Origin of the sequence: Pseudoxanthomonas sp. CF125 (genome assembly GCF_900104085.1) — a bacterium.
GTDB lineage: Bacteria > Pseudomonadota > Gammaproteobacteria > Xanthomonadales > Xanthomonadaceae > Pseudoxanthomonas_A.
Window position 1 is genome coordinate 1,791,508 of sequence record NZ_FNLD01000001.1, and the last position, 24,639, is coordinate 1,816,146.

Genomic DNA, 24,639 nt, shown 5'->3' on the forward strand with positions numbered 1-24,639 from the left:
CGCAACTCAGCTGGTGATCGTCTGCGTCAACGATTCCCAGGTCGGCGGCACCGGCCAGTCCGCCGCCTGATTGCCGTCCAGCACGCGACGCAGATCGCGGCGATCAACCTGCGGCGCCAGCACGTGCACCAGTTCCAGGGCGTAGTCGCGCAGCACGCGTTCGCGCGGCAGCACCGCCCAGGCGATGCATTCGTTGATGGCCGAAGGCGCGGCCCAGGCGCGCAGATCGGTGTCGGCCGAAGTCACCGCCATTTCCGCCAGCAATCCCACGCCCATTCCGGCGCGCACATAGGTCTTGATGAGGTCGGCGTCCAGCGCGGTCAGCGCGATGCTGGGCTGCAGGCCGACGCTGGCGAAAGCGCGTTGCAGGGACGACTCCGGCCGTGTCGAGGATTCGTAACTGATCAATGGCTGAGTGGCGAGGTCTGCCATCGTGGGAATGGCATCGCCTTTGTCCAGCGCGTGGCCGCGCGGCACCAGCACCAGCCGCCGCCAGCGGTACAGCGGCACGGCGATGCCGGCCTGAGGCTCGTCGCCAGCGGTGCTGATGATGGCGATGTCCGCATCGCCTTCGCTCAACAGATCCAGCGCGGCGCTTTCGCCGGCCTGCTGCAGATGCACGCTGACCTGCGGATAGGCGCGCTTGATCTGGCCGATGGCCGGCGGCAGCACGAAGCGCGCCTGGGTGTGGGTGGTGGCCAGGATCAGCTGGCCCTGGCTCTCGCGGCGCTGGTTGGCCGAATAGGTGCGGATGTTGTTGGCTTCGGCCAGCACCGCGCGCGCGCGCAGGATCACTTCGCCGCCGGCCGGGGTGACCGACTCCAGACTGCGGCCCTTGCGCACGAACAGCAGGAAGCCCAGTTCGTCCTCCAGCTGCTTGAGCTGCTTGGATAGCCCTGGCTGGGTAGCGTGCACGCGCGCAGCAGCCAGGGTGATGTTGAGGTCGGCGTCGGCGATGGCCACCAGGTAGCGGAGTTGGGTCAACGTCATCGGCGGTCTCGAAGCCTGGCGGCTCCCGGGGCAAAAGGGCGGAAGAGCGAATGTAGAGGATTTCCGGCCCACATCTTATAACCGCCCGTCATATGCAACGGGCGGCAAGTCATTTCCTGCTGCATATAACCGAGCGTTAGGGTCATCAGCCACCCTTGATGCCATGCCCGTGACCGCTTCTCTCTTTCCCCTGTTCGCCGACCTGCGCAACCGGACCGTGCTGGTGGTTGGCGGGGGTGCAGTAGCCGAACGCAAGGTCGAGGCGCTGCTGCACGCCGGCGCCTTGCCGCAGGTGGGCTCGCCGGACTTGAGCGAGGGACTCCGGCGCTGGCTTGAGGCAGGCCGCATCCGCTGGCACGCCGGCACCTTCGACGAGGAATGGCTGGACGAAGCGTGGCTGGTGATCGCCGCGACCGACGACAGCGCGGTCAACAGGCAGGTCTACGACGCAGCCACTGCGCGCCGGATCCTGGCCAACGTGGTCGACGATGCGGAACTGTGCAGCTTCCATTCCCCGGCGGTGGTGCAGCGCGGCCTGCTGCAGGTGGCGATCTCCAGCGGCGGCGGCGCGCCGATGCTGGCGCGGCATGTCCGCCGCCAGCTCGAAACCCTGCTGGACGATTCGCTGGGCACGCTGGCCGAAGTGCTGACCCGCCAGCGCGATGCCATCCGCGCGCGCTTTCCCGACCTGGGCCAGCGCCGCCGTTTCTTCGAGAAGCTGCTGGCCGGTCCGTTGCCGCGGCTGCTGCGCCGGCAACTGGACGCCACCCAGGCCGACGCTTATCTGCACGAGTTATTGGAAAAGGAAAGTCCCGCATTGCCGGCAGGTTCGGTGGTGCTGGTCGGCGCAGGCCCCGGCGATCCCGGCCTGGTCACGCTGAACGCCCTGCGCGCGATGAACGAGGCCGACGTGATCCTGCACGACCGTCTGGTCAGCGCCGAAGTGCTGCGCCTGGCCCGCCGCGACGCCATCCGCATCGAAGTGGGCAAGTCGGCCGGCCGCCACAGCACGAGCCAAGACGAAATCCATGCGCTGATGCTGAAGCACGCGCGGCAAGGCAAGCGCGTGGTGCGGTTGAAGGGCGGCGACCCGTTCGTATTCGGGCGCGGCGGCGAGGAGCTCGAATTCCTGCGCGCCCACGATGTTCCCTTCGAGGTGATCCCCGGCATCACCGCCGCGGTGGCCTGCGCGGCCTACGCGGGCATTCCGCTGACCCATCGAGACCACGCGCAATCGCTGCGCCTGGTCACCGCCCATTGCAAGGACTCGCTGAGCGCACTGGATGAGGGCGGTGTGGACTGGAGCGCCCTGGCCCAGGAAAAGCAGACCCTGGCGGTCTACATGGGCGTGGCGGGGCTGGAAAAGGTGCGCGAACGGCTGTTGTTGGCCGGTGCCGCCCCTCACCTTCCGTTCGCTTTGGTTGAGAACGGTTCGCGGCCGCAGCAGCGGGTGATCACCGGCACGCTGGCGTCGCTTCCGGAAAGCGCCCGCCATCATCGCGTGCAATCGCCTGCGCTGCTGATCCTCGGCGAAGTGGCCGCACTCGCGGACTCGCTGCACTGGTTCGGCGCCGCCCCGCTGGCTGCGCCAGAGCGGTCCGCAGACCCGCAACATTCCGACAACCTGGGCGCGCCTACACTCCCGCAGGCCGCCTGACGCTTTCTTACGGAGAACCCCATGGCAATCTACGACAGTATCCTCGACACCATCGGCCGCACCCCGGTGGTCAAGCTGCACCGCGTCGCACCCAAGCACGTCACCCTCTATGCGAAGGTGGAATCGTTCAATCCCGGCGGCTCGGTCAAGGACCGTCTGGCGCTGGCCATCGTGCTGGACGCCGAAGCCAAGGGCCTGCTCAAGCCCGGCGATACCATCGTGGAAGCGACTTCCGGCAATACCGGCGTGGCGCTGGCGATGGTGGCCGCCGCGCGCGGCTACAAATTCGTGGCGACCATGGCGGAAACCTTCTCCATCGAACGCCGCAAGCTGATGCGCGCCTACGGAGCCAAGGTGATCCTGACGCCCGCCGCCGAACGCGGCAGCGGCATGGTGCGGCGCGCGGAAGAGCTCGCCGCCAAACACGGCTGGTTCCTGGCGCGGCAGTTCGCCAATCCGGCCAATCCCGCCTATCACCGTCAGACCACGGCGGCCGAAATCCTGCGCGATTTCGCCGGCCTGAGGCTGGATCATTTCGTCACCGGCTGGGGCACCGGCGGCACCCTGACCGGCGTGGGCGAGGTACTGAAAGTCGCGCGTCCCGAAGTGAAGATCACCGCCGCCGAACCCGCCGTCGCCTCGCTGCTGCGCGGCAACGAATGGTCGCCGCACAAGATCCAGGGCTGGACGCCGGACTTCGTGCCGGAAGTGCTGAACCGCGAAGTCGCCGACCAGATTCTGCCCATCGCCGACGTCGACGCCATCGCCACCTCGCGCCGCCTGGCTGCGGAGGAAGGCATCTTCGTCGGCATCTCCGCCGGCGCGACCGTGGCCGCCGCATTGCAGGTGGCCGAAACCGCGACCGAAGGTTCGGTATTGCTGGCCGTGTTGCCCGATACCGGCGAGCGCTATTTCTCCACGCCGTTGTTCGAAGGCGTCAACGAAGGCTCCGACGACGAGTGGCTGGCGTCGCTGGGCTGAGTCGAATTGCGCGGCATAGGGTGGGCCCTGGCCCACCATTGCCATCCACCAAATTGCGAAGGCGTCGAACGAAGCGGTGAGCCAAGGCCCACCCTACATTCGCGCGAACCAGAAATACCCGGCCGCGATAACGACCAGCAAAGCCAGAGCCCACAGCCAGCCATACCGGTTGGTTTCCCGACTGACCGTATTCGCGCCACGCGCCGTGCCCACTGCATGTGGGGCCGACTCCTTGGCCTGCCGAATCAGATTCAGCGCAGCTTTCAGGTCGCCGCGTTCCATCGCGGTCAGCGCGGCTTCCGGCAGTTTCATGCCGTGCTTGCGGGCGACGCCTTCCAGCTTCGCGCGCATCGCCTCATCGCGCGCAGGCGTCTGCCCGTCGCAATGGCGCTCCACCAGATCCTTGGCCTCCTTCAACCCGAGCCCGGTGGCTGCACGGACGATCTTGATCGCTTCGATCAGCTGGCCGCGGGACAATGCCGCCAGCGCTTCCGGCGGCAAGCCATCGAAAGACGCGGTGGCGGGAGCTAAAGGCGGATCGACGGAGAAATGGTGCTTGCCCGATGCAAAGGCATCCACGGCTTCCATCGCTCCGCGCAGATCGACGCCATGATTGGCCTCGCGCACCCGCTTGATCGCCTCGATGCGCAGTCCTTTCGCGAGGGCGGCCACGGCTTCTGCAGGAATGCGCATTTCACGGGACATGGGCGGGCATCGGTCGGAAGGTGCCGACACCATAACGCATCGGTGCGGCGGCTAGATCTCGTACAACTCCACCGGCAGCCCGTCCGGGTCGGCGAAGAAAGTGAAGCGCTTGCCGGTGTATTCGTCGGTGCGGACCGGTTCCACCTCGATCGAATGTTCCTGCAGGTGGGCTGCCGCTTGCTCTATATCCGGCACTATGAAGGCCAGATGCCTGAGGCCGCAGGCTTCCGGACGCGAGACGCGCGGCGGCGGCGAAGGAAAGGAGAACAGTTCGATCTGGACGCCGTCGGAAACGCGCAGATCCAGCTTCCATGAATCGCGCGCTTCGCGATAAGCCTCGGCCAGTACGCGCAGCCCCAGTACCTCGGTATAGAAGCGCTTGGAACGCTCATAGTCCGAAGCGATGATGGCGATGTGGTGGACGCCTGAGATTTTCATCGTTACGTTCCTCAATGGAAACGCCGGCGCATGGCCGGCGTCTTTTAACCCTTCTCCCATCGGGAGAAGAGCCTGCCCCGTACTTGATACGGGGTGCCCCGAAGGGGCGGATGAGGGCACGTCGACACCAGTCCGCAAAACAAACCGGAAGGGTGCAACAAGCGCACTCCGCTCCCGTCACTGCATCGATCGTTCGCTCGCACTACTCCGCCGTACCCTCACCCCAACCCCTCTCCCGGTGGGAGAGGGGCTCAAGCGCAGCCCGCTCAGCCTTCCCACTGACCCAGCGCAGCCAGGCCATTTTCTTTCGCGCGCGCATGCACGATCGTCTGCGCCTTGGCGAAATTGCCGACCAGATCCTGCGACCACAGCTTCAACGCCGCCGACTGCATGGCGCGACCATAAGAGAACGACAACGGCCACGGCAGATTGCCCAGGCGGTTCATCGCATCCAGGTGCGCGGTGGCGTCTTCGTCGCTCTGGCCGCCGGACAGGAACACGATGCCCGGCAGGATCGCCGGCACTGTGCTCTTCAGGCACATGACGGTCGCTTCGGCGACTTCGTCGATGCTGGCCTGCTCTTCGCTGTCCTTGCCGGCCACGACCATCGAAGCCTTCAGGATGGTGCCTTCCAGCATCACGTTCTGCTCGTACAACGCACCGAACAGCGCACGCAGGGTGGCTTCGGTCACTTCGTAGCAGGTTTCGATGTCGTGATCGCCGTCCATCAGCACTTCCGGCTCCACCATCGGCACCAGACCGGCTTCCTGGCACAGCGCCGCGTAACGGGCCAGCGCGTGCGCGTTGGCCTCGATGCAGGTGCCGGAGGGAATGTCGTCGCCGATGTTGATCACCGCGCGCCACTTGGCGAAACGCGCGCCCAAGGCGTAGTACTCCTTGAGGCGGTCGCGCAGGCCGTCCAGGCCTTCGGTCACCACTTCGCCCTGGCAGCCGGCCAGCGGGTGGGTGCCCTTGTCGACCTTGATGCCGGGGATGATGCCGTTGGCGGCCATGTACTTGGCGAACGGCACGCCGTCCTTGGTGGACTGGCGCAGGGTCTCGTCGTACAGGATGGCGCCGGAGATGTGGTCGCTCAGTTTGGGCGTGGTCAACAGCATCTCGCGGTAAGCGCGGCGGTTTTCCTCGGTGTTGGGAATGCCCACGCTCTCGAAACGCTTGGCGATGGTGGCGGTGGATTCGTCGATCGCGATGATGCCCTTGCCCGCGGCGACCATGGCCTGGGCGGTTTCGGCAAGCTGTTCGATGCTCATGAGGTTCCTGGGGGCGCGGCTGGGAAAGGGGCCGGAATTATAGCCCGCCCGCTGTCGCCCTTCTCTTCACCGGATGCTTGCAACCGGTTTCACCTCGCTATTCGTCGTGGGAGCGGCGTCCCGCCGCGAGCTCTTTTGCCTTGAGAGGCAAGAGCTCGCGGCGGGACGCCGCTCCCACGAGAGTTCTACAGTTCTCCCAATCCTTCCGCCTTGCCGTCCGCACCGATCTGCAGCAGGCGCAGGGTGTTGGTGGCGCCGTGCTGTTCCATGTGGTCGCCGCTGGTGAAGATGACGCGGTCGCCCGGTGTGAGCCGGTTGAGGTCGCGCAGGATGCGCAGCGAATCGCGCGCGGCTTCGCGCGGGGCCAGGCCGCGGCTGTCGAAGGCGATGGGGAACACGTCGCGGATCATCGCCATCCTGCGGCGCGCGCCATCGTGGCGCGAGAACGCGTAGATGGGCGCATTGGAACGGAAGCGCGACAGATAGCGGGCGGTGCCGCCGGATTCGGTCATGGCCACGATGGCGCGCACGCCGATGTGCTCGGACAGGAACATGGTGGCCATGGCGATGGCCTGGTCGGCGCGCTCCAGGTTGCGCGGCGCTTTCTCGAAATCGGTGTCCATCTGGAACTGCTTTTCGGCACCCAGGCAGATGCGCGCCATCGCTTCCACCGCCTTGATCGGATAGGCGCCAGCGGCGGTTTCGGCCGACAGCATGACCGCGTCGGTGCCGTCGATGACCGAGTTGGCCACGTCCAGCACTTCGGCGCGCGTGGGAATGGGGCTTTCGACCATGGACTGCAGCATCTGCGTGGCGGTGATCACCACTTTGTTGCGCGCCAGCGATTCGCGGATGATTTTCTTCTGCAGGCCGGGCAGCTCGGCGTCGCCGATCTCCACGCCCAGGTCTCCGCGCGCCACCATCACCACGTCGCTGGCGTCGATGATCTCGGCCAGGTTCTCGATGGCCTCGGTGCGTTCGATCTTGGAAACCAGCGCGGCGTCGCAGCCGTGGCTCAGCGCGATGCGGCGCGCTTCGTTCATGTCTTCGGCATTGCGGCAGAACGACACGGCGATGAAGTCCACGCCGATCTTGGCGACGATGCCGATCAGTTCCTTGTCGCGCTCGGTCAACGCGCCCAGCGACAGTCCACCGCCCTGCTTGTTCAAGCCCTTGCGGTCGGAAAGCATGCCGTCGTTCAACACGGTGTTGACGATGCGTTGGCCTTCCACCGATTCCACCCGCAACTGCATCAGGCCGTCGTCCAGCAGCAGCACATCGCCGGGCTGCACGTCGCCGGGCAAACCCAGATAGCTCACGCCGACCTGGCTGACGTCGCCCAAGGGCGCATCGGGATCGGCGACCAGGTCGAAGCGGTCGCCGGCCTTGAGCTTCACTTTGCCTTCGGCGAATTTCTCCACCCGGATCTTCGGCCCCGGCAGGTCGGCCAGGATCCCGACCTCGGCACCGGCACGCTGCGCCGCGGCCCGTACGGCGGCGGCACGCTTGGCCTGGCCGGAGGGATCTCCATGCGAGAAGTTGAGGCGCACTACGTTGACGCCGGCACGGAACAGTTCATCCAGCACGCCCGGCGGGTCGGTGGCCGGACCCAGGGTGGCGAGAATCTTGGTACGGCGTTGGCGATCGGTCACAGCGGTCTCCCCTCTAGAGTGACGGGGAAACTACCACATCCATGGGACCACTACGATGCCATTGGTTTGCCGCAGTGCAAAAAATGGGAAATTAACCTTTAAATCATTGAGTTGCTATCGCTAACTGGTATTTTATTGGTATTTACAATTAACGACATGTAGGTCGGCCCCCGTATCGAACACGGGGCAGGCTCTACGTGGCCGACGCGCGCGCATCCCGGCGACAGAGAGATTCCCAGGCCGGTAAGCTCGACGGGCGTCGGGGGCGTAGCCCCGACCTACGGCATGAGCAGCCACGCGATCAAGAATCAGCCGTCATCCCCGCGAAGGCGGGGACCCAGCGACTTTGCTTTTAACAGTGGCTTGCGGCATCGCCGGAAACGCAAGCTCAACCGCCGCGCGCTTCCAGCGCCGCGACCGCCGGCAAGGTTTTGCCCTCCAGGAACTCCAGGAACGCGCCGCCACCGGTGGAGATGTAGCTGACTTCATCGGCGATGCCGTATTTGTCGACCGCCGCCAAGGTGTCGCCGCCGCCGGCGATGGAGAAGGCCTTGGAAGCGGCAATGGCGCGGGCCAAGGTTTCGGTGCCCTTGCCGAAGGCATCGAATTCGAACACGCCCACCGGGCCGTTCCAGACCACGGTGCCCGCATCGGCGATCATCCTGGCGTAGCGCGCGGCGGTGTCCGGGCCGATGTCCAGGATCATGTCGTCGGCACCGACTTCGGCGACCTGCTTGACCGTGGCTTTCGCGTCGGCCTTGAATTCGGGGGCGACCACCACGTCGGTCGGCACCGGGATGTCGGCGCCGCGCGCCTTGGCGTCGGCGATGATCTTGCGTGCGGTCTCCAGCAGATCGTTCTCTACCAGCGATTTGCCCACGCCGTGGCCTTCGGCGGCGATGAAGGTATTGGCGATGCCTCCGCCCACGATCAACTGATCGACCTTGCCGACCAGGTTGGACAGCAGCTCCAGCTTGGTCGACACCTTGCTGCCGGCGACGATGGCCAGCAACGGGCGCGCGGGCTTTTCCAGCGCCAACGCCAGCGCATCCAGCTCGGCCATCAACAGCGGGCCGCCCGCGGCCTGCTTGGCGAAACGGATCACGCCATGGGTGGAGGCCTGTGCGCGGTGCGCGGTGCCGAAGGCGTCCATCACGAATACATCGCACAACGCTGCGTACTTCTTCGAAAGCGCCTCGTCGTCCTTGCCTTCGCCCACGTTCATGCGGCAGTTTTCCAGCAGCACGATGTTGCCGGGGGCCACTTCCACGCCCTCCACCCAGTCCTTGACCAGCGGTACGTCGATGCCCAACAGCTCCGACAGACGCTCAGCGACCGGCGCCAGCGAATCGGCTTCGCTCCACACGCCTTCCTTGGGCCGGCCCAGATGCGAGGTGACCATGACCGCGGCGCCTTTCTCCAACGCCAGCTTCAAGGTGGGCAGCGAAGCGGTGATGCGCTGTTCCGAAGTGATGCGACCGGCTTCGATCGGCACGTTGAGATCCTGGCGGATCAGCACGCGCTTGCCGGAGAGGTCGAGGTCGGTCATGCGGAGGATGGACATGGCTTGGCGTTCCGTGTGCGGGTCAAGCCATCATTGTCCGGGCTGCGGCGGCGCACGGCAACGCACAACTCCTCAAACACACGCACCGAAGCACGTGGGAGCGGCGTCCCGCCGCGAGCTTTTGGCCTGGTGCCAGCGAAAAGAAAAAGCTCGCGGCGGGACGCCGCTCCCACGTTTCTCCCGACTCAATCGGGCTTGCCGGCAGCCGGCTTCTTCAACAGGCTGAAAGCGAATCCCGCGACGATCAGCGCGCCAGCGGCCAGCAGCCCCCACAGCAACCAGGCTTTCCAGTCGCGTTCCACCGGTGCTGGCGTCAACGCGCTGGCGCCGGCGAGGGACTGCGCGGCTCCAAGCGTGGCGCTGGCCGGCTGCCAGTCCTGTCCGCGCTGCGCACGCAGGGCATCGACCAGTTGCGGCAGCGGCGACTCGGCGCGCTTCCCACGCGCACTGCCTGCAAGCAATGCATAAGGCGTCTTGCCTTGGGCCAGGAACACCAGCACTTCGGGGCGATAGCCGAGCCTCAGTGTCGGTGCGGCTTCATTGGGGCTGTTCCTGGGAATCAACCGCCAATAGTGGTCGCGGTTCAACTGCTGCAACGCTTGCGGCGGCGAGCGGTTGGAAACTTTGCCCCCTTCCAACTGAAAAGCCATCCACGGCGCGGCCGCGAACTGCCATTCCGATTCCTCGCTGTCGCGCGACTTCAGTATCCACTCGTTGGAACTGTTGCCCGGCAGCGCCACGTCGGCGCGCTCGAACGGAAAGCGCCCTTCGACCCGGTACTCGAAGGAAACCGAGCCGTCCTTGTCGACGATACGCTTGCCGCCGATTTCCTCCCACTGCCAGTCCTGTACGACCTGCGCCGGCGCGAACTCGGCAGTCACCTTGGTCAAGTTCAGCGCTCGCTGGTCTTTGCGCAACGGCTCCAGGCGCAGGTATTTCGCCTTCACGCCGTCCAATGCGATGCGGTTCTCGAAAATGCGCGCGCCATTGTTCTGCAGTTCGACCAGATGGCCTTCTTCCTGCACGGTGCGCCAGTTTTTCAGATCGTCCGAAGCGGTGACCCGGTAAGGCCGATCGAACGGCGCCTGCCCCGCGGCCCAGACTATCCGCAAGGCCCGCACCGGTTCATGCAGGCGGCTGGTATCGACCAGGAATTCGTTGCTGGAAGTGTCTGCCGTAGTCCCGGCATCGCTCATCACTACCCGACGCAGACTACCGTCGGCGGCGATCTCGCTGATCGAAGCGATATCGCGCGATTGCGAGGCATTGCCGGAAGGCAGCAGGAACCACGGTACCTCCACACTATTGGCAGGCCTGGCCAGCGGCTGTTCGGCGTCGAATAGAGAAGCCGCCATCTCCGAACCATCGGCATTCACCACCACCAGATCCTTCAATGTGGGCGACTGCAGCTGCCGGTAGACCGTTCGGTCCAGCACCACGCGGTAGGCGCCGGCATCCTGCTCGGCCAAAGTCAGCGGCCACTGCTGCGCGTAGTCGTCGCGCGGGCCGGCGATAGCCGCCAGCGGCAACAGGGCAAGCGATACGATCAGGGCGAAACGTTTCATACGTTGGCTTCCTCGGTTGCGGTGCGCGGTGGTGCTGGCGCGAAATAGCCGACCAGCGTGCACAGCAAGCCGTAGGCGACGAAGGAACCGATGCCGAGCAGGTCGCCCAGATTCTGGCGATCGACGAATACCAGCTTGGCCAGCACCACGCCCATCAACACCGCGCCGGCCAACCACAAACCGCGATGGCCGCGGCGCGAGCCGATCACCCAGCCCAGTACGCCCAGCACGCTCCACACCACGGTCAGGCTGGTCTGAGCCAGGCTGGTAGAAAGCATTCCCGCATTCCAGTCCACACCGCCCCAATGGTGCACGGCGCGCAAGGTGATGAAGGTGACCATGAGGAAACCGGCGCTGGCCATCTTGAAGATGCGCAGCCTTTGCAGCCAATCCGGCGCCTGTTCCGACCACAGCCAGCGCGCGGCCAGGGCCAGCACCGCCAATTGCGCCAGCTCCATCGGATTCAACACCGGCACCCACGCCAGCGGTGCGCTATCGCCCGCCTGGAACAAGGCGATCAGCCACCACAGCCCCAGCGAGGAGAAATACACCGTCTGCAAGGCGGTCCGATAGGGATCGAAACGTTCGCCCTGCGGTGCGGCCAGCCAGCTCCAGCGGAACAGGGACAGCATCACAGCACCCAACCACGGCAAGGCCAGCAGCGCGATCCGCCAGCCTTGCGCCAGTTCGAAGCGGTCGGCCAACCACGAGAACAGCAGCGAGATCACCGTGGGCCAGACCAGCCACCAGGCGAACTGCGCCCAGCTGGCGAATCGATCGGCATTGGCGCGCAGACACAGCAGGCTGCGGATGCCGAGTACGGCGAACACCAGCCACGCCCACAAGCCGTAGCCGGCAAACGGCTGCACGTGCGCGTCCATCTGCGCCAACGCCAACGGAATGGCAGCGACGAAACCGCCCAGCGTAGTCAGCGCCAATGCGGCCGCAGGCCGTCGGCGATGCACCTCCGCGGCCAGCCAGCCGGTCGCGGCAGCGAAGGCGAGCAACGCGTCGGCGCGCGTCGCTGGAGCGACGAAGGCTTCGATCTCGTTGACCGCATTGCCGCACCACCACAACAGCCCCCACAGGTAATACAGCAGCGCCACCTGCGATTTCCCTTCGCGGCGGTACGCCCATGCGCTGGCCAAACCCGCCAACGCGATCAGCAGCGCGCCCATGAAGGTCGGATTGGCGATGGCCTGTTCGTTCGGCCAGTACCCCGACGCACCGATGAAAAGCGCGGCAGCGGCGGCCAACTGCAATCCCGCGCCGGTGAGCTGCGGCAGCCAGCGTTGCTGGCGCAGGCCCAACCAGGCCAGCGCGGCGCCTTCCAGTGCGAACACCGACGCCGTTGCGCGTGCCGACAACGCCAGGGGAACGGCGAGCGTAGCGAAGCCGACGGCGAGTAGCGCGTACGAAGCACCCAACGCGGCGTAACGCTCGCGACGGATGAACAACCGCGCCAGCACCGCGTACAGCGCACCCAGTCCCAGTGCGCACCAGGCCAGCGGCATGCGCGGGCTTTGATCGGTGGGCATCAGCAGCGCCGCCTGCAGCGAGAAAACGATCAGCGGCGTGCCGAACACCAGGCAGCCGTCGATGAAGTCGCCGCGGCTGGCCGGCTGCTTGCGCGCGTACAGGATCGGAATGATCAGGTAGAAGGCGAAGAACAGCAGCAGGAAGGGTTCGGTGCTGGCGAGCTTGTTGGCGTTGTACTGCAGCACGCCCCAGACCGTGCCTATGCCGAAGGTGAAGACGAAGCCCAGCAGGTTGAGCACGCGCCACGGGCGCCACCAGGCGATGGCAAGGATCGCCGCGTTCAATACCGCGTAGTAGGAGAACAGGGCGACATGGTTGCCGCTGCCCGTGGACAACCAGATCGGCGCCATGAAGCCGGCCAGGATGCCGAGCACCGCCAGCGTCTTCGAGTTCTGCGCCACGGCCAGCACGCCGACGCCGGCGATCAGCACCACGCTGAGTCCGAAGGCCGGAGTGGCCTCGATCAAGCCGTACATCTTGAACGCCGCGAACACGGTCAGCAGCAACACGCCAATGGCCCCGCCCTGCACCGCCAACGCGAACGAGCGTTTGCTCTCGCGCTGGCGCCAGCCGAACACCAGGCCCGCGAGCGCGGCAGCGGAAATGCCGGCGAGCCGCAATTCGATCGGCACGGTCAGCCAGCCCTGGTCGCTGGCGTATTTCAGCAGCGCGGCCACGCCGGCCAGCAGCACCAGCATGCCGATCTTCACCGGCACGTTGCCCACGGTGAACCAGCGTTTGATGGCGCGCGCAGCGACAGTGAACACGTCCGGCGTGGAGGGTGGTGGCGGTACCGCGCGGCGCGGAGCGGTGGGAGGCGCCGGCGGCAACGGCGGCGGCAATGGCGTGGCCGTGGGATCGGGCACTTGCGCCTGCTTGATGGGAGCGACCGGTTCCTGCACGGTCGGCGCGCGGGTCAGTTCGGCAAGCGTGGGCTCGCGCTCGGTCTCTGGAGGTACGAAGGCCTCTTCGTCCGTCGTTGGCGCGTAAGGGGGACGATAGGCGGACTCGGGACGGGACGGCGCTGGCGCGATGCCTGGTTGCTGGCGGTAGACCGCTTCTTCCAGTTCGCCGACGCGCCGCTTCAGGCCGCTGATGGAAACCAGCGCCATGATCAGCAGGATCGGTACGGCCAATACCACCAGACCAAGCAGAATCAGTATGCCCGCCAGATCATCCATGCGTACTTCCCCTATGCGTGTGCTTGCGGAGCCTCAGTCAAAGCCGGCGTATTTGCAACATGGCTCCCCCAGGTGCCGTGCGGCTGGACCCACGGTAGCGGATTGCTGTACCCAAACGACAGGAGCGCCACTTGGGCGCTCCTGTAAACATTCCGTTGGCCGTGTCGCGGCTTACTTGCCCGCGACCACCCGCACCATCTCCAGGCACTTGTTGGAGTAACCCCATTCGTTGTCGTACCAGCTGACCAGCTTGACGAAGGTACTGTCCAGGGCGATGCCGGCATCGGCGTCGAAGATGGAGGTGCGGGTATCGCCACGGAAATCGGTGGCCACCACCTTGTCTTCGGTGTAGCCCAGTATCCCCTTCAGCGCGCCTTCGCTCTGCGCCTTCATCTCTGCCTTGATTTCTTCGTAGGTAGCGGGCTTCTCGAGTTCGGCGGTCAAATCCACCACCGACACGTCGCTGGTCGGCACGCGGAAACTCATGCCGGTCAGCTTCTTGTTCAATTCCGGGATCACCACGCCCACCGCCTTGGCCGCGCCGGTGCTGGAGGGAATGATGTTCTCAAGGATGCCGCGTCCGCCGCGCCAGTCCTTGTTGCTGGGGCCGTCCACGGTCTTCTGCGTGGCGGTAGCCGCATGCACCGTGGTCATCAGGCCGCGCCTGATGCCCCACTTGTCGTGGATGACCTTGGCCAGGGGCGCCAGGCAGTTGGTGGTGCAGCTGGCGTTGCTGATGATCGCTTCGCCGGCGTACTTCTTGTCGTTGACGCCGAACACGAACATCGGCGTGTCGTCCTTCGACGGCGCCGACAGGATGACTTTCTTCGCGCCCGCGTCCAGGTGCTTCTGCGCGGTGGCCTTGTCGAGGAACAGACCGGTGGATTCGATCACCACTTCGGCGCCGACGGCATCCCATTTCAAGTTGGCCGGGTCGCGCTCCTGGGTCAGGCGGATGCGGTTGCCGTTGATCACCAGGTGATCGCCATCGACCGAGACTTCGCCATCGAAACGCCCGTGCACCGAGTCGTACTTCAGCATGTAGGCCAGGTAATCCGGCTCCAGCAGGTCGTTGATGGCCACGATCTGGATGTCGCTGCCGAAGTTCTGCACGGCCGAACGCAGCACGTTGCGCCCGATGCGGCCGAAACCGTTGATGCCCACCTTGATCGTCATTGCTCGAAACTCCTGCGGCCGCATGCTGCGGCGGATTGACGGGGTACACATTCTAGCAGCCAGCGAAGTGCCGCCTGCAGCTAGGGCCGGCTTGGCGACGAACAAGGCTATCGGCGATTGATCGAGATCAAGGTGCTTGCGTTAAGAAATTGGAAAACTGCATGCATTCCCCAAGACGAAGAGAACGACATGCCCAAGACCCTCCCTCTTATCCTCGCCGGCCTTGCTGCCACCATCGCTACGGCCGCCACGCCTGCCTTCGCCCAGTCCAGAGGCGACTGGACTCTTGGCGTGGGCGTGCACCAGGTCAACCCGAAATCGGACAACGGCGCCCTCGATGGCACGGCGCTGGGGCTGGGTCGCCTGCCCGTAGAGGTCGACAGCGACATCTCGCCCACCGTCACTCTCGAGTATTTCATCGCCGACGACATGGGCATCGAGGTGCTGGCCGCCCTGCCTTTCAAGCATGAGATCAGCATCGACGGCGTCGGCATCGTCGGCGAAACCAAACAGCTGCCGCCTGTGGTGTCGTTTCAGTACCACTTCAACAGCGCCGGCAAGGTCTCGCCGTTTCTGGGCGCGGGCATCAACTACACCGCATTCTTCAGCGAGGAAAGCAAAGGCGCTTTGGCCGGGACCCGGCTGAAGCTGGAGGACTCCTGGGGCCTGGCGGCGCATGCCGGCCTGGACTTCAAGGTCGGCGACCGCGGTGCGCTGCGGGTGGACGTGCGCTGGGCCGATATCGACGCAAAGGTCGAGGTGAATGGCGCCAAGCTGGGCAGCGCCAATATAGACCCGCTGGTGTACGGCGCGGCCTACGTCTGGAAGTTCTGAGGCAGCGCATCGCATGATCCGCGGATCATGCCGGTTAGAATCTCCGGCATGATCCGGATTCTCTCACTACTGCTCGCCTGCATTCTCCTGTGCCCACTGCACGTCCTGGCCTGGTCCAACTCCGGCCACCGCATGGTCGGCGATATCGCACAACGCCACCTCACGCCTGCAGCCAGTGCCCAGGTCGCCGTACTGCTGCAGGGCGAGCCGGAGCCCAGCCTTGCCGGCGTGGCCTCGTGGGCCGATGCGCTGCGCAAGAGCAATCCCGAAAGCTACAAAAAGACCGAGCGCTGGCATTACATCAATTTCCCGGCCGGAACCTGCGCCTATCGTCCCCAGCGCGACTGCCCCGACGGCAACTGCGTGGCGGGCCAGATCGAACGCCAGCGCGCCATCCTGGGCGATCGCGCGCAGCCGTTGCAGGCGCGGCGGGAAGCGCTGAAGTTCCTCGTGCATTTCGTCGGCGACGTGCACCAGCCCCTGCACGCCAGCAATCGCAAGGACAAGGGCGGCAATGACTTCCAGATCAGTCTGCGCACCGACCTGCAGCCGGAAGCCTATGCGCAAAAGAACTACGTCGATGGCGTGATGGGTACCAACCTGCATTCCATCTGGGACTATTACATTCTGGCGTCGGAAGGCCTGTCCACTCCGCGGTACGCCGACCGCCTGTCCACATTGCCCTGGCCGCCCAAGCTGCCGAGCAAATCCACCAATCCTGCCGATTGGGCCAGCGAATCCTGCAAGCTGATCGATTCGCAGCATCTTTATCCCAAGTCGCACAAGATGGACAGCCGCTATCTGGATGCGCAGCGGCCATTGGCCGAACGCCAGCTGCGCATCGCGGCGAAACGGCTTGCCGACCTGCTCAACGCCACGCTGACCGACTGACGCACGCCATGCGACCCGCTGTCCACCCCTTGCACCACGCCGATACCGGCACCTGGAGCTACGTGGTGGCGGATCCGGCCACGCGGGCGGCGGCGATCATCGACCCGGTGCTGGACTTCGACGCCAAATCCGCGCGCGTCGCCCACGTTTCTGCGCAGAAGCTGCTAAACATCGTGCAGCAGCACGGTTACGACGTGCGCTGGCTGCTGGAAACCCATGCGCATGCCGACCATCTGTCGGCCGCGGACTGGCTCAAGCAGAGACTTCCCGCCGCCACGCTCGCCATCGGCGCCGGCATCCGCGAGGTGCAGAAGACCTTCGCCCCCAAGCTGGACCCGGACGGCGCGCTGGACACCGATGGTTCGCAATTCGACCGGCTTTTCGGCGACGACGATCGTTTCGAAGTGGGCACGCTGCAGGCCCGCACGATTCCCGTACCCGGCCATACGCGCGACAGTCTGGCTTATCTTATCGGCGACGCCTTGTTCACCGGCGACTCGCTGTTCATGCCCGACGCCGGCACGGCGCGCTGCGATTTCCCGGGCGGCGATGCGGCGACGCTGTATCGCTCCATCCGCCGGCTCTACGACGGGTTGCCGGACGACACACGGGTGTTCGTCTGTCACGACTACGGGCCGGGAAGCCGCGAAGCCGCCTGCGAAACCACCATCGGCGAACAACGGCGCAGCAACATTCACGTTCGCGACGGCGTGGACGAAAACGCATTCGTAACACTGCGCAAGGCGCGCGATGCGACACTCGCCATGCCGGCCTTGATCCTGCCTTCGCTGCAGGTCAACCTGCGCGGCGGCGCTTTGCCGGAGCCCGAAGGCAATGGCGTACGGTACCTGCGGATTCCCCTCGATTCGTTGTGAGAAAGCCATGATCGTTTTTCCAGCGTATTGCAGAGTCGCGATAGCTCTCGTCCTGCTTGGCGCGGTTCCATCGTTGCGCGCCCAGGATCACAGCCACGCCTCCGACCCTACTTCCCCTTCACCGTTGTCGGTGCCGTTGGACGAAGCGACGCTGGCTACGCTTCCACGCACGGCCGTAGCCGTCACCGCATACGGCGAGACCGTGACCTGCACCGGCATCAGGCTTTCGGTCCTGCTGACCCGCGCCGGTGTGCTGTCGGCAGAACACCTGCGCGGCCCCGCGCTGGCCAGCTACGTGCTGGTGACTGCCCGTGACGGCAATCGCGTGATCTATTCGCTGGCGGAACTGGAACCCACGCTGGGCAACAACAATGTGGTGCTGGTGAATCAGTGCGATGGCAAACCCCTGCCCGGCGACAGCGGCCCCTTGCGCCTGATTGCGCCAGGAGAATCGCGACCGGGGCGTTGGGTGCGTCAAGTGCAGTCGATCACCGTGGTGGCAGCGCCATGAGCGGCCTGAGCGGCCTGACTCTCAAGGCATGGACCTGCCTGCTCGCATTGACGCTGTTCGGCGGCGGCCTGCGGGCAGCGGAGAAGGCCGAACCGTTGACCGTGTTCGCCGCCGCCAGCCTCAAGGAATCGCTGGATGAAGCCGCTGCTGCGTACCAGAAGGCCAGCGGGCAGACGGTGCGCGTTTCCTATGCGGCCAGTTCGGCGCTGGCGCGCCAGATCGAACAAGGGGCGCCGGCCGATGTGTTCCTTTCCGCCGATCTGGAATGGATGGATTATCTGCAGCAGCGCAAGCTTGTCGACCCCGTGACCCGGCGGAATCTCTTGGGCAATACCCTGGTGCTGGTGGCGCCGGCCAGCGGCAACATCACGCCGGTGGAACTGAAGCCCGGCGTCGATCTGCTTCCGCGACTGGGCAAAAAAGGCCGCATTGCGCTCGGCTTGACCGCCAGCGTGCCTGCGGGCAAATACGCGAAGGCGGCTTTCGCTTCACTGGGCGTCTGGAAGTCGCTCGAACCCCGCGTGGCCGAGGCCGAAAGCGTGCGCGCTGCGCTGATGCTGGTCGCGCGCAGCGAGGCGCCGCTGGGCGTGGTCTACGGAAGCGACGCGCGGGCCGAGCCGAAGGTCCGAGTGATTGCGGTGTTCCCGGAAAACACGCACGCGCCCATCGTTTATCCGGTCGCGCGTATCGCGGCGAGCAAGCACCCGAACGCCGCCGCTTTCGCGCGCTGGCTGTCCACTCCCGCTGCTTCGAAGATTTTCCGCGCGCACGGCTTCAAGGTGCTCTAGGGCCACATGTCGCTCTTCACCGCCGACGAACTCACTGCGATCGCGCTTAGTCTCAAGGTCGCCAGCGTGGCCGCGCTGACCAGCCTGCCGTTCGGTATCGCACTCGGCTGGCTGCTGGCGCGCAAGCGCTTTCCCGGAAAATCCCTGCTTGATGCGCTGGTGCATTTGCCGCTGGTGCTGCCGCCGGTAGTCGTGGGCTACGTGTTGCTGGTGAATTTCGGCAACCAGGGCGCGATCGGAAAGTTCCTGGCTTCCTTCGGCATCGACTTCGCTTTCCGCTGGACCGGCGCAGCGCTGGCCAGCGCGATCATGGGCTTTCCGCTGATGGTGCGCGCGATCCGGCTTTCCATCGAGGCCGCCGATCGTCGCCTGGAACAGGCGGCATCCACCCTGGGCGCCAGCCCCTGGCGCGTTTTCCGCACGATCACTTTGCCGCTGGCCTGGCCGGGCATCGTCGCCGGCGCGGTACTGGCCTTCGCCAAGGCGCTGGGGGAATTCGGCGCCACCATCACCTTCGTTTCCAACATCCCGGGCGAGACGCAGACGCTTTCGTCGGCGATTTACGGGCTGTTGCAGGTTCCCGGCGGCGAGTCCGGAATCTGGCGCCTGGCGATGGTGGCGGTAGGCATCTCGCTGCTGGCGCTGCTGCTGTCGGAATGGCTGACCCGTCGCCAGCGCGAAGACGAGGTGCATTGATGTTGTCGCTGGATCTGAAACTTCGCCGGGGTTCGTTCGAGCGGCACGTGCGCATCGAGGATTCCGCCCGCGTAATCGCGCTCAGCGGCCATTCCGGTGCCGGCAAGACCAGCGTGCTGCATGCGATTGCGGGACTGGTGAAGCCGATGTCCGGACATATCGAAGTCGATGGCCGGCGCCTGTTCGACAGCGCACGCGGCGTCGACGTCGCTCCGCATCGCCGCCGCGTTGGCTATATGTTCCAGGACACCCGCTTGTTTCCGCACCTCGACGTACGACGCAATCTGCAGTACGGACGCCATCAGAGCGAGACCGGTAATGCGTTCGGTTTCGATGCGGTCGTGGCACTGCTTGGAATCGAACCGTTGCTGGATCGCCGTATCGCCAATCTTTCCGGCGGCGAAAGCCAGCGGATCGCGCTGGGCCGCGCCCTGCTCTCGCAACCGGCGCTGTTGCTGCTGGACGAACCTCTGTCGATGCTGGACCAGGCGCGCCGCGAGGAGTTGATCCCTTATCTGCAGCGCGTGCGCGACGAAACCGCCTTGCCTATCGTTTATGTCAGCCACTCCGCCGATGAGGTGAAGCGGCTGACCGATGCGGTGCACGTGCTGGATTGAATCGCAGCCGTCCATACGGCAACCCCGGATCGGCATTCGCTCTTGCGCTTCGGGTCGCCACTCTCCGGCGCTGCCATGACAGCGCCGGCCCACACGAAAGAGACGGATCAGCGCTGCGCGTAGGATTTTTCACGGCCGCAATAAGCCACATCGGATCCTTCATCCATCCAAAGGGTCTTGCATTCCATATTGCGAATGTCTTTATCCAAGGCCGGGTCGTACTTGATCCAGTCATAAGCGACGCCATCCGGATTCACGCCAGTACCTGTTTCCCCAGGTTTTTTCTTCGTCGGCGGCGCCTCGAACGTAATCGGCACGCGCACGCGCCCGGCCACGGGCTTGCCGTCGATCATTGCCGGACTGAACTTCCAGGCCTTGGCTGCGGCGACCGCCGCCGCATCGAATACGCCCGCCGGCTCGGCTTTCTCGACGACCACGTTCGAAACGCCGCCATCTACCGCCACATCCACCAGCAGCATCACCTTGCCGCTGACATGCGCGCCTTTCGCCAGCTCGGGATACGCCGGCGCGGGGGTGGCCATGGCCTGGATGTCCTTGTCGGACTGCGCAGGCCTGAACCACGCGGGCGGGTTCTCCAACGCATCGGAGCTGGATGCGAAATGGACCCTCGTCCGGACGAGGGTCGCGACCGCCTTGCCATCCTGGATGCGCGCGTTGAAGCGCATGCCGCTGGTCAGATCGTCTGCATCCTGCTGGGTGAACGCGTCCGCTGGCGAGACATGCTCGATCTCCACGCGCGAAACTTCGCCGACAGGAGACACATGCAATACGAGTTCCGCCGACCCGGGTCTCTTGAACTGGTCCCCGACCAGTACGCTGTCTTCACCCACGTAGCGGCCCGAGGCATCCGCTTGCAGGGGCCGGGAAATCTCTCTCGTCAGGGTCTGGCCTACCGGCATCCGGAACGTAAGCGTCGCCGAAGACGTCATTCCCTGCGCAGCGCCTCCCACCACCAGGACTTGCGGCACGTCCGACAGATTTATTCGACCTTGGTCGATGCGCTGTCCATCCCTCTGCAGCGTCCATACGACCAAGGGTGTCTTCGAAACCGTATTGGTCGATTGGGCCTCGAAACGCAGTTGTCCCGGCCCATCGCCGATCTGCACCTGCAAGGGCGTGACGCCATTCATGTGAACACCGAGCGCGCCATCCGCTTTCTGTGCCATGGAACCTCCGGACACGTCGATTCGCTCGGCTTTCTGGTCGCTACGGATATCGACATCGGCCATGTTTCCCCACAGCACTTTGCCGATGTAGGCCGGCGGCTGATTCAGGCTCGCGGGCTGCAATGCCCAAGCGCCATAGCTGCCCGCGGACAGCACCACGACCAGGGCGAGAAGACCGACGCGCTTGCGCGCGCGGCCGGGTATCGGGTGTTTCAACATGAGGATGCGCTCCTTCAATGATTGGCTGGACTGCCAGTGGCAGCCGACCGGTAGTCCAAGGACGGCCAGCTGCGTTTTCAGCATCGCGTCGGCGTAAGCGCGACGGGACTCGGGGAAGCGTGCCAGCACCGCGGCGTCGCAGGCCATTTCCTGGTCATGGCGGAAGCGCGTGGCGGCCCAATGCAGCAAGGGATTGAACCAATGCAGGCAGCGCAAGACGACAACCAGCAGGTTGAGACGCACATCGCCTGCCGCCAGATGGGCGCGTTCGTGTTCGACTACCAACGCGGCCTGTTCAAGCGGATAGCGCCGGTCGAAATCCGGTGGCAGGACGATCCGCGGCTGTAGCACACCGATCACGAGCGGACCGCTGGCGTCTTCAGTGGATGCGAACAGTCCGTCGCCGCGCGCCGAGAGTGGGCCGAGCGCGCGCACGAACCGGAGTTGCTGCCATGCGGACCATGACGCGAGCAGCAACGCGCCCAAGGTCCATATCGCCAGCAAGACCTGCAACCACGGTAAGGATGCATCCTGCGAGATAGCGTCCAGCGCCGGCCGCACCGGCATGATCGCACCGACGTGCACGGTCGGCGACGCGGCGCTTATGGCATTCACGGCGCTCGATTGCGCTGGCGCAGGTGCGGGCAGCGCTACCGCCAACATCGCCAGCGGCACCAGCAGCCAGCAGGCATACGCCATGCGCGCACCGAAAGCCCGTCGCAACGGCACACGCAGCACCAACACTAGAAACAACGCCAGGGTCACGGCGAGCGCGCCTTCGATCAGCCAAACGAGTGCGTCAACGACCATCGCCGCCCCCTTTGCCTTGCGGCGCTTCTCCCATTTCGGCGATCAAGCGCTTGAGCTCGGCGATATCGGCGGCCGAGAGCTTGCCGCGTTCGCTGAAATGCGCGACCAGCGGCGCGACGCGACCGCCGAACAATCGCTGGAGCATGCCTTCGCTTTGCTGGCCTACCCAGGCTTCACGGGTCAGCACCGGCGAATAGAGGAACCGCCTGCCGTCCTTCTCGGCTTGTATCGCGCCCTTGTTGAGCAGCCGGTTCAACAGCGTCTTGATGGTAGGTTCGGCCCAGTCGGTACGCGCCGAAAGCACGGAAACGACTTCATCCGCACCCAACGGATGCTTTTGCCACAACACATCCATCACCATGGCCTCGGCTTCGCTGATCTGCATATTGATTACACCTGTAAACGTGTTGCGATTACGCCTGTAATCAACAGTTCTGTCAAGTGCCCGGACGACCGTTTATCGGTTTGTATGCCGATCGCCTAAGCTGTCCGCCATGACCATCCATTTAGACAATATCGACGAGGCTGTCGAGCTGCTCCTTCGCCGCATTCCCGGCACCCTGCGCATCGCCGCTCCCCTTGCCATCGGCAAGCCGCATCGGTTGCTCAATGCCCTGTATCGGCGTGCGGAGAAAGATCCCTCGCGGCCGATGCAGATCTACACCGCGCTGTCGCTCGACCCGCCCGCTGCCGGCAGCGATCTGGAACGACGCTTCCTGGCGCCCTTCGCGCAACGGCACTTCGGCGACGATTTTCCCGTGCTCCTCTATGCGCAAGCGATGAAACGCGATGCCCTGCCGGCGCACATCCAGGTAGAAGAGTTCTACATGCAATCCGGCGCGCTGCTGAAGTCCTCGCAGGCGCAGCGCGCCTACACCAGCCTCAACTACACCCAGGCCGCCGCCGGCGTGGCGCAACGCGGGGCCAACGCGATTCTGCAGAAGGTCGCGCGCGAACCCGATGGCACGCGGTTATCGCTTTCGTGCAACAACGACACCACCCAGGACACCATCGATGCGATCCGCGCACTGGGCCTGCCGCGCCCGCTGATGGTCGCCGAAATCGATCCGCAGCTGCCGTGGATCGGCGGCACCGCGGCGGTGGACGAAAGCTTCTTCGACATCGTGATAGCGCCGCCCGGCCCGTACCCGAAACTGTTCGCTCTGCCGCGCCAGCCGGTGGGCGACGTGGACTACGCCATAGGCCTGTACGCCAGCACGCTGGTGCGCGACGGCGGCACGCTGCAGATAGGCATCGGCGCGCTGGCCGATGCGCTGTCGCATGCGCTGGCGCTGCGCCATACCGACAACGAAAAATACCGCGAAGTGCTGCATGCGCTGGACCCGGAACTGGCGCACCACCCGGCAGTGATCGCTAGCGGCGGCATGGACCCGTTCGCCATCGGCCTGTACGGCTGCAGCGAGATGCTCAACGAAGGCTTCAAGCGCCTGGTCGAGGCCGGCGTCATCCGTCGCAAGGTGGTGGACGACGAGGCGCTGATGGCACGCATCGCCCAAGGCACCGCCAACATCGGCGACCAGGCGCGATTGGAACGCGACGGCGAATATCTGCACGGTGCCTTCTATCTGGGTTCGCCCGCGTTCTACGACTGGCTGCGCCATCTTCCCGACGACCAGCGCCGCAGCATCGGCATGCGCCGAATCAGCGAGATCAACCAGCTCTACGGCGGGCACGAGTCGCTCGAACGCCTGCAGCGCAGCGGATCGCGCTTCTTCAACACCTGCATGATGGCTACCGCCTTGGGCGATGCGGTGTCCGACGGGCTGGAGGACGGGCGCATCGTGTCCGGCGTGGGCGGGCAGTACAACTTCGTGGCCATGGCCCATGCGCTGGAAGACGCGCGCAGCGTGCTGATGTTCCGTTCGCAGCGCGGCGAAGGCGGCAAGGCCGAATCCAGCGTGCGCTGGAACTACGGCCACACCACCATCCCGCGCCATCTGCGCGACATCTACGTCAACGAGTACGGCATCGCCGATCTGCTGGGCCAGACCGACGAAGACTGCGTGATCGCCATGGCTGGCATTACCGGCGCGCAGTTCCAAGCTGGTTTGCTGGAGAAGGCGAAGCACTCGAAGAAACTGCGCGCGGATTTTTCCACCGAACCGGAATGGGCGCGGAACACGCCGCAGCGCCTGCGCGACGCGCTGGCTCCGTTCCGCAACGACGGCACGCTGCCGGACTATCCGCTGGGCAGCGACTTCACCGAAGTGGAGCAACGTTTGGTGAAGGCGCTGGGCTGGTTGAAGACCGAAACGGACACGCTGCCTAGGAAGCTGAGGACGATCTGCCGGGCGCTGTTCGCCGGCAAGCATACGGATTCAGAGGCGTTGCAGCGCATGGCGCTCGACCGACCCGCCAGTGCGGGCGAATGGCTGTACTCCAGGCTGGTTTTGCACGCCTTGTCGAAAACCCTATCCCGACCAGCGGATTAGTGCCTGTCGTCAAATCCTCGGCGAGCTTGAGGCGACAAC

At 65.1% G+C, this 24,639-nt stretch carries 21 protein-coding genes; 10 read left to right on the forward strand and 11 right to left on the reverse strand.

Features of this window, described 5'->3' with window-relative positions; translation table 11 throughout:
• Positions 1 to 6 precede the first annotated feature (6 nt).
• Positions 7 to 990, reverse strand: a complete 984-nt coding sequence (locus tag BLR66_RS08065) for a LysR family transcriptional regulator (protein ID WP_093282949.1) — start codon at positions 988 to 990, stop codon at positions 7 to 9.
• 169 nt (positions 991 to 1,159) lie between these two features.
• On the opposite strand from BLR66_RS08065, the gene cysG reads away from it, so the two are divergent.
• Both cysG and cysK read left to right on the forward strand, forming a co-directional pair.
• Positions 1,160 to 2,647, forward strand: coding sequence for a siroheme synthase CysG (gene cysG, locus BLR66_RS08070; protein ID WP_093284564.1), 1,488 nt, complete (start codon positions 1,160 to 1,162; stop codon positions 2,645 to 2,647).
• Positions 2,648 to 2,668: 21 nt separating this feature from the next.
• A complete protein-coding gene (gene cysK / locus BLR66_RS08075) occupies positions 2,669 to 3,628 on the forward strand; it encodes a cysteine synthase A (RefSeq protein ID WP_093282955.1) in 960 nt (319 codons plus the stop codon).
• Between the two features lie 93 nt (positions 3,629 to 3,721).
• On the opposite strand, the gene BLR66_RS08080 is transcribed toward cysK, so the two are convergent.
• The 8 genes from BLR66_RS08080 to gap all read right to left on the reverse strand — a co-directional run bounded on the left by BLR66_RS08080 (position 3,722) and on the right by gap (position 14,719).
• A complete protein-coding gene (locus BLR66_RS08080; RefSeq protein WP_218119606.1) occupies positions 3,722 to 4,333 on the reverse strand; it encodes a ribosomal protein L7/L12 in 612 nt (203 codons plus the stop codon).
• A gap of 51 nt (positions 4,334 to 4,384) precedes the next feature.
• Positions 4,385 to 4,771: an SMU1112c/YaeR family gloxylase I-like metalloprotein gene (locus tag BLR66_RS08085; RefSeq protein ID WP_093282960.1), complete on the reverse strand. Its 387-nt coding sequence runs from the start codon at positions 4,769 to 4,771 to the stop codon at positions 4,385 to 4,387.
• Positions 4,772 to 5,037: 266 nt separating this feature from the next.
• On the reverse strand, positions 5,038 to 6,042 hold the full coding sequence (locus BLR66_RS08090; RefSeq protein ID WP_093282964.1) for a class I fructose-bisphosphate aldolase: 1,005 nt from the start codon (positions 6,040 to 6,042) through the stop codon (positions 5,038 to 5,040).
• Positions 6,043 to 6,227: 185 nt separating this feature from the next.
• Entirely contained in the window at positions 6,228 to 7,694 is a 1,467-nt protein-coding gene (gene pyk / locus BLR66_RS08095; protein WP_093282967.1) for a pyruvate kinase, read from the reverse strand.
• A 388-nt stretch (positions 7,695 to 8,082) separates the two neighbouring features.
• Positions 8,083 to 9,258 (reverse strand): phosphoglycerate kinase, encoded by a 1,176-nt coding sequence (locus tag BLR66_RS08100; RefSeq protein ID WP_093282970.1) that lies wholly within the window; start codon positions 9,256 to 9,258, stop codon positions 8,083 to 8,085.
• Positions 9,259 to 9,443: 185 nt separating this feature from the next.
• Positions 9,444 to 10,823, reverse strand: coding sequence for a DUF3999 domain-containing protein (locus BLR66_RS08105; RefSeq protein WP_093282975.1), 1,380 nt, complete (start codon positions 10,821 to 10,823; stop codon positions 9,444 to 9,446).
• Positions 10,820 to 13,534: a DUF2339 domain-containing protein gene (locus BLR66_RS08110; RefSeq protein WP_093284572.1), complete on the reverse strand. Its 2,715-nt coding sequence runs from the start codon at positions 13,532 to 13,534 to the stop codon at positions 10,820 to 10,822. The genes BLR66_RS08105 and BLR66_RS08110 overlap by 4 nt, the downstream gene beginning before the upstream one ends.
• A 180-nt stretch (positions 13,535 to 13,714) precedes the next feature.
• Entirely contained in the window at positions 13,715 to 14,719 is a 1,005-nt protein-coding gene (gene gap, locus BLR66_RS08115; RefSeq protein ID WP_093282978.1) for a type I glyceraldehyde-3-phosphate dehydrogenase, read from the reverse strand.
• 189 nt (positions 14,720 to 14,908) lie between these two features.
• Between gap and BLR66_RS08120 the strand changes: the two genes are divergently transcribed.
• Genes BLR66_RS08120 through BLR66_RS08150 form a run of 7 tightly spaced genes read left to right on the forward strand, consistent with a single transcriptional unit; the run spans position 14,909 to position 19,931 of the window.
• Positions 14,909 to 15,553 (forward strand): OmpW/AlkL family protein, encoded by a 645-nt coding sequence (locus BLR66_RS08120; protein ID WP_093282981.1) that lies wholly within the window; start codon positions 14,909 to 14,911, stop codon positions 15,551 to 15,553.
• A gap of 48 nt (positions 15,554 to 15,601) precedes the next feature.
• Complete coding sequence (locus BLR66_RS08125) at positions 15,602 to 16,444, forward strand: S1/P1 nuclease (RefSeq protein WP_093282984.1); 843 nt, start codon at positions 15,602 to 15,604, stop codon at positions 16,442 to 16,444.
• 8 nt (positions 16,445 to 16,452) lie between these two features.
• Complete coding sequence (locus tag BLR66_RS08130) at positions 16,453 to 17,319, forward strand: MBL fold metallo-hydrolase (protein ID WP_093282987.1); 867 nt, start codon at positions 16,453 to 16,455, stop codon at positions 17,317 to 17,319.
• 7 nt (positions 17,320 to 17,326) lie between these two features.
• Complete coding sequence (locus BLR66_RS08135; protein ID WP_176943794.1) at positions 17,327 to 17,830, forward strand: molybdopterin-dependent oxidoreductase; 504 nt, start codon at positions 17,327 to 17,329, stop codon at positions 17,828 to 17,830.
• The gene (modA, locus tag BLR66_RS08140; RefSeq protein ID WP_093282993.1) at positions 17,827 to 18,618 is read left to right on the forward strand and encodes a molybdate ABC transporter substrate-binding protein; all 792 of its coding nucleotides are present in this window, start codon (positions 17,827 to 17,829) and stop codon (positions 18,616 to 18,618) included. The genes BLR66_RS08135 and modA overlap by 4 nt, the downstream gene beginning before the upstream one ends.
• 6 nt (positions 18,619 to 18,624) lie before the next feature.
• Positions 18,625 to 19,314, forward strand: a complete 690-nt coding sequence (gene modB / locus BLR66_RS08145; RefSeq protein WP_093282997.1) for a molybdate ABC transporter permease subunit — start codon at positions 18,625 to 18,627, stop codon at positions 19,312 to 19,314.
• Positions 19,314 to 19,931 (forward strand): ATP-binding cassette domain-containing protein, encoded by a 618-nt coding sequence (locus tag BLR66_RS08150; protein ID WP_093283001.1) that lies wholly within the window; start codon positions 19,314 to 19,316, stop codon positions 19,929 to 19,931. Before modB ends, BLR66_RS08150 begins: the two co-directional genes overlap by 1 nt.
• Before the next feature lie 107 nt (positions 19,932 to 20,038).
• Here BLR66_RS08150 and BLR66_RS08155 read toward each other — a convergent pair whose 3' ends face one another.
• Both BLR66_RS08155 and BLR66_RS08160 read right to left on the reverse strand, forming a co-directional pair.
• The gene (locus BLR66_RS08155; protein ID WP_093283006.1) at positions 20,039 to 22,147 is read right to left on the reverse strand and encodes a TonB family protein; all 2,109 of its coding nucleotides are present in this window, start codon (positions 22,145 to 22,147) and stop codon (positions 20,039 to 20,041) included.
• Positions 22,137 to 22,532 carry a BlaI/MecI/CopY family transcriptional regulator gene (locus tag BLR66_RS08160; protein WP_093283012.1) on the reverse strand — a complete coding sequence of 132 codons (396 nt, stop codon included), beginning with the start codon at positions 22,530 to 22,532 and terminating at the stop codon, positions 22,137 to 22,139. The genes BLR66_RS08155 and BLR66_RS08160 overlap by 11 nt, the downstream gene beginning before the upstream one ends.
• 109 nt (positions 22,533 to 22,641) lie before the next feature.
• On the opposite strand from BLR66_RS08160, the gene BLR66_RS08165 reads away from it, so the two are divergent.
• Positions 22,642 to 24,600: an acetyl-CoA hydrolase/transferase C-terminal domain-containing protein gene (locus BLR66_RS08165; RefSeq protein WP_093283016.1), complete on the forward strand. Its 1,959-nt coding sequence runs from the start codon at positions 22,642 to 22,644 to the stop codon at positions 24,598 to 24,600.
• The last annotated feature ends 39 nt before the right edge of the window (positions 24,601 to 24,639 follow it).